This window comes from Cryobacterium sp. 10I5 (genome assembly GCF_035019865.1).
Classification (GTDB): domain Bacteria; phylum Actinomycetota; class Actinomycetes; order Actinomycetales; family Microbacteriaceae; genus Cryobacterium; species Cryobacterium breve_A.
The window spans coordinates 1-8,960 of the sequence record NZ_JASJVI010000114.1 but is presented as its reverse complement, the minus strand read 5'-3'; the positions used below and the strand labels follow the sequence as shown (position 1 = coordinate 8,960).

The window sequence follows — 8,960 nt, the reverse complement described above, 5'->3', positions numbered from 1 at the left end:
CCTCCCGCCCGCCCCGAACCAGACGCCGAGAATCGCCTATCCTGCCGAGGATCGCCCTCGCACAGGCGACAGCGGGCGTGAACGGCGACACTCGCGCGCGGAGGCGAACCTCCTCCACAGGCTGTTGGGCGCGGGAGTTGTGCACAGGCACGTGGGCACCCAGCGCGGTCGGGCATTCGCCGCGCACGATGGCACCATGAATCCCGATCACCTCGACGCCTGGCGCCCCCTGAAGCTCTCCCGCGACGCGACCCTGGTGGGTCTTGACGGGCGCTCGCTGAACCGCGAGGTCGCTGTGGGCCGCTCCGTGCGGCTGCGCCGGGGCGTGTTCGTCGATGCCGGCGGCTGGGACGAGGTGAATGATCGGGACCGGCACTTCCTGCGGATGCGTGCGGTCGCGTCGACGAGGCTGACGGATCCTGTGTTCTCCCACCAATCTGCTGCGGCAATCTGGGGCCTGCCTGTGATTGGACCGTGGCCCGATGCTGTTCATCTCATGGCGGCGGGGCGGCGTGGGGTGCACTCGAAAAACGGCGTCGTCTGGCACCACGATCGTTTGGGAGACAGCGAGGTCGTCGAGATCGATGGGATGCTCGTGACGAGCCTGCTGCGCACCCTGATAGACCTTGCACGAACCGCGCACTTCCTGTCGGCAATCGCGGCGCTGGACCACGGTACGAAACAGCACCTCGTGCTGCCGAACGGGACCCGCACGCCAGGTATCGAGAAGGATGCACTGCTTGGTCGGCTGGAAAACGACGGTCCGCTCCGGGGCACACGGGCTGCACGCGTCGCCATTCTCTTCAGCGACAACAGGTCGGGATCGGTAGGCGAATCCCTCAGCCGTGGCCAGATCCACCTGTGCGGATTTCCGGCCCCGGAGTTGCAGGTGAGATTCGTGCACGCCGACGGCACCGTCGATATCACCGACTATCGCTGGGAGCAGAAGCAGGGCGCCCGCACGCTGTTCCTGCTTGGCGAGTTTGACGGGTACGTGAAATACACCCGGAACCAGTACACCCAGGGCCGCCCGATCGAAGAAATTGTCTGGGACGAGAAACGGCGGGAAGATCGCCTGCGGCAGACAACCGGCCATGGCATGACCCGCTGGGTGTGGAAGATGGCGCTCGTGGCTGCGGTCCTGCAGCGCCACCTGATGGAGGCCGGTCTGCGTCCCGAACGCCGTGTTCCCCCACTCGGCCAGCCAAGTGTCGCCCGTCGCGCCGAGAATCGCCGGTAGGCCGGCGATGGTGGGCACAATCGGCGACGCTCGGCGACGTCTGCGCAATGTGCGCAGGGCGCGGGACCCGAAAACGTGCGGCGCGGAGGGCGCCGCGGCGCTGTGGTGGCTTTTGGCCTCCCCATCGAGTAGTCTGGGCAGGTTGTCTGCGCGCCGGATTCCCGGCCTCCGCTTTCAGCACATGCACAACCCTCCTGTTGCAGAGATTCTGCAGCCGTTTAGTCCGAAGGAGGTGGGTTAGTCATGCATCAGTACGAGTTGATGGTTATCCTCGATCCCGAGATCGATGAGCGCACCGTAGCTCCCAGCCTTGACAAGTTCCTCAACGTTGTTCGCAACGATGGCGGAACGATTGACAAGGTTGACGTTTGGGGTCGCCGCCGTCTCGCATACGAGATCAACAAGAAGTCCGAAGGCATCTACGCCGTTGTCGACTTCACCGCGAACGCTTCTGCCACGGCCGAGCTCGACCGCCAGCTGAAGCTGTCGGAAGCCGTCATGCGCACCAAGGTTCTCCGCGCAGAAGAAGGCATCGCCCAGGTTGCCGTCGCGAGCAAGCTCGCCGCCGAGAAGGCCGCCCGCAAGGCAGCCAACCCGAAGGTCATTGCCGCGAAGGCCGAAGCCGCAGCCGCCCCGACCGCCAAGGTCGCCGCGTCTGTCAAGCCCGCATCGGCTCCCGCCGCCGCAGCCGTCAAGGCCGCAGCCCCGGCAGCTCCTGCAGCCCCGGCAGCAGTCGCCAAGCCCGCAGCGGTCGCCACACCGGCACCCGCAGCAGCCGTCGACACCGCCGACAAGGCAAGCGACAAGTAGCCCATGGCCGGCGAGACCGTAATCACCGTGGTGGGCAACCTGACCAGCGACCCGGAACTGCGTTACACGCAGGGCGGGTTGGCGGTTGCCAACTTCACCATCGCATCCACTCCGCGCAATTTCGATCGCGCATCAAACGAGTGGAAAGATGGCGACGCATTGTTCCTGCGCGCGAGCGTTTGGCGTGAATTCGCCGAGCACGTCGCCGGTTCACTGACCAAGGGTTCTCGTGTCGTCGCTACTGGGCGGCTCAAGCAGCGTTCCTATGAAACGAAGGAAGGCGAGAAGCGCACAAGCTTCGAGCTTGAAATCGACGATATCGGTCCTTCGCTCAAGTACGCCACTGCTTCGCTCACTCGTGCTGCATCGTCGTCTTCCCCCCGCGGCGGTAACAACGCCGCGGCCGGGAACGACGAGCCCTGGGCAGCCACTCCTCCCGCCGCCGTCAACAGCGGTGGCGACGTGTGGAACACCCCGGGCAACTTCAGCGACGAGACACCCTTCTAGCCACTTGCGGCGCCCCGGTGCCGCGTGGCTGAAACGCACTTCTTAAGAAAGTAAGGAAATCATGGCTGGAAAGTCGAGCGGCGACCGCCGCAAGCCGCTCCGCGGAGCTAAGGGTGGCAAGAACGCCGCTCCCGCGAAGTCGATCCGGGTTGGTGTCATCGATTACAAAGATGTCCCCACCCTGCGCAAGTTCATCTCCGAGCGTGGAAAGATCCGCGCCCGTCGTATCACCGGTGTCTCCGTCCAGGAACAGCGCCTCATCGCCCGTGCCGTCAAGAACGCCCGCGAAATGGCGTTGTTGCCCTACGCCGGCTCAGGCAGGTAGGTAGCCAAATGTCGAAAATCATTCTGACGCACGAGGTCTCCGGCCTCGGCGCACCCGGCGACATCGTCGAGGTCAAGAACGGGTTCGCCCGTAACTACCTCTTCCCGCAGGGTTGGGCCGTTTCCTGGACCCGCGGAGGCGAGAAGCAGATCGAACAGATCAAGGCTGCTCGTGTCGCCCGTGAGCACGCCACGCTCGAAGAGGCCCAGGCCCTGAAGGCAACCATCGAGAACACCAAGGTCCGTCTGGTCGTCAAGGCCGGAACGGGTGGACGCCTCTTCGGCTCCATCAAGACCACGGATGTTGCCGAAGCCGTCGCCGCTGCAGGCCTCGGTGCCATCGACAAGCGCAAGATCGAGCTCAGCCCGATCAAGTCCGTCGGCGAGCACCAGGCAACGGTTCGTCTTCGCGACGAGCTGAGCGCCACCATCACCCTCGTGGTGGTTGCTGCAAAGTAGGCAGTCTCACTGCCGGCCTAGCGGCGGACTCCCACCGGAGTCCGCCGCTAGGCTCGTTTAAGCCCCCAACCACCCCTTTTGAGGGTGTTTTCACTTGATGAATCCCCACATTTGTGCACAGGATTTCTTACGGGCGACAACCTTCAAGGTGTACTTGAACCAGCTTTTTACCCACAGGTGTGAGTAGAATTTTTACCTGATGAGAACGCATAAAGTTTTCGAAGAAGATTAGTTCTCCACAGCTGAGTCCACAGGTTGTGCACATGACTCGCGGCGTTTCGCCCGTATTCTGCACAGTGTTATCCACAGGGTGGTTTGTTGCCTGCTGAAACCGGTCCGTATGGTGGGCACGCGGCCGGATTTCGAGGTGTGCCGGGATCGTCCGATGGTGTCGGTGGTCCCTGATAGAACATCACCACGGACAAAGGAGGCACGGTTTGTCGATCGCTCACCTGGGTCTGGCGGATAAACGCGGTACCGATCTGCGCAGTGGCACAGAAACGCGGCACACCGAGCGAACGCTCCCCCACGACCTTCTCGCCGAACAGAGCGCCCTCGGCGGCATGATGCTCAGCAAGGACGCCGTCGCGGACGTCGTGGAGACCGTTCGCGCCGCGGACTTCTACATCCCCAAGCACGAGCTGATCTTCGACGCGATCCTGTCGCTCTACGCGCAGGGTGAGCCGACCGATGTCATCGCGGTCACCGACGAACTCACCAAACTCGGCGAACTGTCCCGGGCCGGCGGCGCTGACTACCTGCATACCCTCACGAGCCTCGTCCCGACGGCGGCCAACGCGGGCTTCTACTCCTCCATCGTCGCCGAGCGCGCCCTGCTGCGCCGCCTCGTCGAGGCAGGCACCCGCATCGCCCAGATGGGCTATTCGGGAGAAGGTGAAGTCCTCGACCTCGTCAACAACGCCCAGGCCGAGATCTACGCCGTCACCGGGAGCACAGAGACCGAGGACTACGTGCCCCTCACTGACGCCGTGACGGCGGCGATCGACGAGATCGAGGCCGCCAAGGGCAAAGACGGCCAGATGACCGGCGTGCCGACGGGCTTCGCGGACATGGACGAGCTCACCAACGGATTCCACCCGGGCCAGCTCATCATCGTCGCCGCTCGTCCTGCCCTCGGTAAGTCGACGCTGGCGCTCGACTTCGCGCGCTCGGCCTCAATCAAGCACGACATGCCGAGTATCTTCTTCTCCCTCGAAATGGGCCGCAGCGAAATCGCGATGCGTCTGCTCTCGGCCGAGGCATCCGTGCCCCTGCAGAGCATGCGCAAGGGCACCGTCGACGCCAGGGACTGGACTACCATCGCGGCGACCCGCGGACGCATCAACGACGCCCCGCTCTACATCGACGACAGCCCCAACATGACCCTCGTCGAGATCCGGGCCAAGTGCCGCCGCCTCAAGCAGCGCGTCGGCCTCAAGATGGTCATCATCGACTACCTGCAGCTGATGACCTCAGGCAAGAAGGTCGAGTCGCGCCAGCAGGAAGTCAGCGAGTTCTCCCGGGCGCTCAAGCTCATGGCCAAGGAGCTCCAGGTTCCCGTGATCGCCCTCTCCCAGCTCAACCGTGGACCCGAGCAGCGCGCGGACAAGATGCCCGCGATCTCCGACCTCCGTGAGTCCGGTTCGCTCGAGCAGGACGCCGACATGGTCATCCTGCTGCACCGCGAGAGCGCATACGAGAAAGACAATCCCCGGGCCGGCGAGGCCGACCTGATCGTGGCCAAGCACCGCAACGGACCCACGCGAACCGTGACCGTCGCCTTCCACGGCCACTATTCGCGCTTCGCCGACCTCGCGCCCGGTTCGTAGTGTCGACCGTCATCTCTCTTTGTCTTCCCGCCACGATTTCTGTCTTTTCTGGCTTTTGAGACAGATTGAGTGGCGGAAGATTGTGAACATGCTGACCCGCATCGTGCCGCGAATGGAGAGAGTTGATGAGTAATGCATCTTGACAAGATAACTATCCAAGGCTTTCGCTCAATCGAGTCGGACCTAACCGTTTCAGTCGGTTCGCCGACGATCCTGGCCGGGCACAACGATGCTGGAAAAAGTGCCGTTTTGGATGCGATCGCGTTTCTGCTCGATGCAATCAAACTAACCGATCGAGACAGAACCTACGGAGAGCCGGGACCGGATGGCGCTCCCTCCCGAGTCTCCGAAACTATTGTCGAGGGAGAATTCTTGCTTCGACCTGAGGAGGAAACGCTCCTGGGTCTCCCCAGTCTCGTTAGAGTGCGACGTGCCTATAGAGAGAGTGGGGCAGCTCTTGAGGTGCTGACCTCCGTGGCTGTTGATGAGCGCCTGCAAGATATCGCAGCGCAAGATGTAAGAACTCTAAAGTTCCGACTCAACGGATTTGGATTGTCAGAGGCGGGGAACAAGCCCGATCTGATCGCTCGCCTTGAGGACCTCATTCCTGCCGCTGACAAAGTCGACATGTGGATCCCGGCTACGACCGACCTGAAACGTTCGCTCCCACGCGTGCAACGCTTCGATGCGACATCGACACAAAACCCCGAAGACGCCATCCTGACTACCTTGCGTACGTCTTACACCACTCATACCGAAGACGAAACAATTAAGGGCGACATAACTGAGCTCACCAAGGTCCTCCAGCAGCGCGTCACCAAGGACGCAGAAGACCTCCGCACCCACATCAAGCGGCAATGTTCGGACATCGGAGAGATTGCGATACACCCCGTCGTGCGACTGGACAGTGGGCTGAAGTCTCTTGAGCTGAGCGCTGTTAATGAACGTGGGGAGCAGGTCCACCTCGGACAATCCGGTACCGGTCGCTCTCGACGCATCGCTTTGGCTGTGTGGGAGTTCAACGCTGATCTCCTCAGCGGATCGAACGAGGATACGGTGCTTCTTTACGATGAACCGGATACGCATTTGGACTACAGCAACCAGCGAGGTTTCATGAATCTGCTCGACGAGCAGGCAGCCCTTCCGAATGTTCGCATCGTTGTTGCTACTCACTCGATGAACCTCATAGACGGGGTCGACATCTCGAAGGTCGTACACCTGCGACATGTTAAGAGTCGGACAACAGCGGACGAGATTGCCGATGACACGGAAGTCGGTGCGCATCTGGGAGCGATTGCTGCCTCGCTCGGCCTCAGGAACACAGTGCTGCTGCATGAACGGTTGTTCGTCGGAGTTGAAGGGGCCACGGAGAGTCGCGCATTTCCCGTGCTGTTTAAGTTGGCAACGGGTCGTCAGCTACAGGCTTGCGGAATCGCCATCTGGCCCTGCGATAACAATGATGGGGCTCTTCGATTCGCTCAGTACCTCAATAGCCACAGTAGGGACGTATTGCTGGTGGTTGATGAAGATTCCCGCGACCTAAAGATGTTCTCTGAACCACGTCTTGCAGCCCATGGGCTATTTCTCGGAACTCACGTGCTCACGGTAGGCGTTCGGGAGTTCGAAGACGCATTCACGGATGATCAATGGGCAGTTTGCGCTAACAGAGAGTGGCCACGAACCGACAGTCGAGACTGGGCCCTGTCTGATTTCTCGCAGTATCGTGCGAGTAAATTCAGTTCACAGGTCGAGCGAATGATTCGCGAGAACAGTACGATCGAGATCAGCGGTAAGCCTGAGATCATGACGGCGTTGGCGCTTGGTCTCCGGGCCCCAAAGGAGGTTCCGGAAAAGCTGCGCGAGGTGTTTCAAAAGCGGATCGAGCGTGCCAATTATTGACGCGCTCGTCGAGCGAGCATGCGTGCACGCCGTTGGGCCGTGGTCGGCGTGACCCAGTTGTGGTAGCCCACAGACTTGGCCCATTCAATAGAGTGAAGCCGCTCATCGCGGCCACACCACCTACATGCGCTCGGCGAGGGGGCCGTTGCGTTGCGAACGTATGCCGTGATCGATGCGGTCATCTGCGTTACCTCCTTCCAATTGGTGTTCAGTCCATCACGTACCACCGACCTTCATGACGCCCGGGTTCTATGGCCCTTGTTGCAATCCGGGAGTCATGAGGCCCACTTAGTGCCAAAGTCTCCACATGTTGTCACTCACGGGCACGGAGGTCTACCCCGCCAACCGGGCCAAACTCGCGGTAGTCGTCTGTCCGACGTGCGACCCGTAAGGCACTCAGCCCCGCGGCGGTGTGCCTACAATCCCGAAATATCTCGGTTTGAGACTCTTCTTGCGGTGACCCTCTTCAACCCGTTCGAACAGGCAGACGCCGCCCACGGTCACGTGGTCACTTCCGAGTACTTCCCTGAACCGCTCAGTGCGGCGTAGAGCGTCTGTCGTGACACCCCGAGGTCTCTGGCCACCAATGCTTTTGGCACGCCAGCGCCGACCCGCTCGCGGGCCTCGGCGATTTGCTCCGGTACGAGTTTCGGAGCCTTCTCGTATCTCCCGTCCCGCTTGGCAATGGCGATGCCCTCTGCCTGCCGCTCGCGGATGGTCTTGCGCTCCAGCTGGGCGATGGCAGCGAGAACTGTGAGCACAAACTCGCCTTGAGGGGTGTCTGAATTCAGGGCCGGGTTGTCGACGAACTCCAGCGCGACGCCCTTCCGCTTCAGTTGTTCAACGAGCGCGAGAAGGTCGGTCGTCGAACGGGCCAGGCGGTCCGGTGACTTCACCCGTACCTTGTCGCCATCTCGCACATAGTCGAGCATTTCCTGGAGCTGAGCTCGGTCGTGGGCTGTGACTGTTAGCGCTTCGTGGCGGCGTTCTGTGATCGCTATTTGGCGTTATTGACCGTCAGGTGCTTCCTAATCCGGGAGGAGACCCAGGGCGCGCGCCCGGCGATAAAAGGTCGCTCTGGACATTCCGAGATTCCGTGCGACCTCGGCTGCTGGCTCGCCACTGTCGATGAGGCTGCGAGCGTTGCGTATTTGGTCGTCGGTGATGACCCGCGGGCGACCGCCCAGGTTCTTGCCGGCACCGCGGCGTTTGGCGATCAAGTCGATTACACGCTCTCGCTTGATTTCTTGTTCCATCTGACCGAGTGCGGCCATGATCGTGAACAGCATGGAACCCATGGGCGTTGCTGTGTCGACGTCGCCGCCGCCCAGGTTCAGTACGCGGAGGCCGGCGCCGCGGCCCCGGAGTTCTTCGGCGAAGGCAAGCATGTTCTGTGTCGATCGCCCCAGCCGGTCCAGAGTCGTGATGACGAGAGTGTCGCCCGCCTCGAGGGCGTCGAGTGCGCGGTCGAAGTTAGGCCTTGAGGCGCGAGCGCCGGAAACGCCGTTGTCGACGTAGAGGTCATCACGCCGGACACCAGCCGCCAAAAGGTCCACCTCTTGCCGGTCGGTAGATTGCTGGCGCGTCGATACGCGCGCGTAGCCGATCAGTTTCGTCACGATGCTCCTGGGTGTCTCATAACTAACGGTTGGTGTCGCAATTCAAGCAGGAGGTTACGCGACGTAGTTAAGTGACTCGCCGAGCCCCGGGATTCCGCCAGTGTCGATGGTGCCTAAGTGGCGGTCGTGAGACGTCTCATATCCGTAGGGCGGCTTCAAGGGGTCGAAGCAACACCGTATGAGTGAGGTGTTGGTGATGGCGTCGAGAGTTGTGTTGAAAGAGCGCGAGAACTTGTTCTGGGTTCGGGTTCGCGAGGGGATGTCGGCGGCGGC

9 protein-coding genes and 1 pseudogene are annotated in these 8,960 nt (G+C 61.7%); 7 read left to right on the top strand and 3 right to left on the bottom strand.

Annotated features, from left to right (window positions below; genetic code table 11):
* The first annotated feature begins 196 nt into the window (after positions 1–196).
* The 7 genes and pseudogenes from QN350_RS17905 to QN350_RS17875 all read left to right on the top strand — a co-directional run bounded on the left by QN350_RS17905 (position 197) and on the right by QN350_RS17875 (position 7,068).
* Positions 197–1,240 (top strand): hypothetical protein, encoded by a 1,044-nt coding sequence (locus tag QN350_RS17905; protein ID WP_322138529.1) that lies wholly within the window; start codon positions 197–199, stop codon positions 1,238–1,240.
* Positions 1,241–1,483: 243 nt separating this feature from the next.
* A pseudogene (gene rpsF, locus QN350_RS17900) lies at positions 1,484–1,852 on the top strand (30S ribosomal protein S6); the annotation flags it as partial.
* A 201-nt stretch (positions 1,853–2,053) separates the two neighbouring features.
* On the top strand, positions 2,054–2,557 hold the full coding sequence (locus QN350_RS17895) for a single-stranded DNA-binding protein (protein WP_322138530.1): 504 nt from the start codon (positions 2,054–2,056) through the stop codon (positions 2,555–2,557).
* Positions 2,558–2,618: 61 nt separating this feature from the next.
* Positions 2,619–2,882 (top strand): 30S ribosomal protein S18, encoded by a 264-nt coding sequence (gene rpsR, locus QN350_RS17890; RefSeq protein WP_035835236.1) that lies wholly within the window; start codon positions 2,619–2,621, stop codon positions 2,880–2,882.
* An 8-nt stretch (positions 2,883–2,890) separates the two neighbouring features.
* Positions 2,891–3,340: a 50S ribosomal protein L9 gene (gene rplI / locus QN350_RS17885; RefSeq protein WP_281533597.1), complete on the top strand. Its 450-nt coding sequence runs from the start codon at positions 2,891–2,893 to the stop codon at positions 3,338–3,340.
* 437 nt (positions 3,341–3,777) lie between these two features.
* The gene (gene dnaB, locus QN350_RS17880; RefSeq protein ID WP_322138531.1) at positions 3,778–5,169 is read left to right on the top strand and encodes a replicative DNA helicase; all 1,392 of its coding nucleotides are present in this window, start codon (positions 3,778–3,780) and stop codon (positions 5,167–5,169) included.
* Between the two features lie 132 nt (positions 5,170–5,301).
* The gene (locus QN350_RS17875) at positions 5,302–7,068 is read left to right on the top strand and encodes an ATP-dependent nuclease (protein ID WP_323517017.1); all 1,767 of its coding nucleotides are present in this window, start codon (positions 5,302–5,304) and stop codon (positions 7,066–7,068) included.
* Positions 7,069–7,568: 500 nt separating this feature from the next.
* On the opposite strand, the gene QN350_RS17870 is transcribed toward QN350_RS17875, so the two are convergent.
* From QN350_RS17870 to QN350_RS17860, 3 genes are all read right to left on the bottom strand, one after another.
* Positions 7,569–8,063 carry a recombinase family protein gene (locus QN350_RS17870; protein WP_323517019.1) on the bottom strand — a complete coding sequence of 165 codons (495 nt, stop codon included), beginning with the start codon at positions 8,061–8,063 and terminating at the stop codon, positions 7,569–7,571.
* Positions 8,064–8,096: 33 nt separating this feature from the next.
* Positions 8,097–8,687: a recombinase family protein gene (locus tag QN350_RS17865; RefSeq protein ID WP_323517015.1), complete on the bottom strand. Its 591-nt coding sequence runs from the start codon at positions 8,685–8,687 to the stop codon at positions 8,097–8,099.
* A 54-nt stretch (positions 8,688–8,741) separates the two neighbouring features.
* On the bottom strand, positions 8,742–8,960 hold a 219-nt coding region (locus QN350_RS17860; protein ID WP_323517014.1), incomplete at its 5' end, for a hypothetical protein.

What these genes read in the sequence shown, in the direction of transcription:
- rplI (WP_281533597.1), top strand. Translation starts at nt 2,891, where the DNA reads ATGTCGAAAATCATTCTGACGCACGAGGTCTCCGGCCTCGGCGCACCC.
- QN350_RS17905 (WP_322138529.1), top strand. Translation starts at nt 197, where the DNA reads ATGAATCCCGATCACCTCGACGCCTGGCGCCCCCTGAAGCTCTCCCGC.
- QN350_RS17875 (WP_323517017.1), top strand. Translation starts at nt 5,302, where the DNA reads ATGCATCTTGACAAGATAACTATCCAAGGCTTTCGCTCAATCGAGTCG.
- QN350_RS17895 (WP_322138530.1), top strand. Translation starts at nt 2,054, where the DNA reads ATGGCCGGCGAGACCGTAATCACCGTGGTGGGCAACCTGACCAGCGAC.
- rpsR (WP_035835236.1), top strand. Translation starts at nt 2,619, where the DNA reads ATGGCTGGAAAGTCGAGCGGCGACCGCCGCAAGCCGCTCCGCGGAGCT.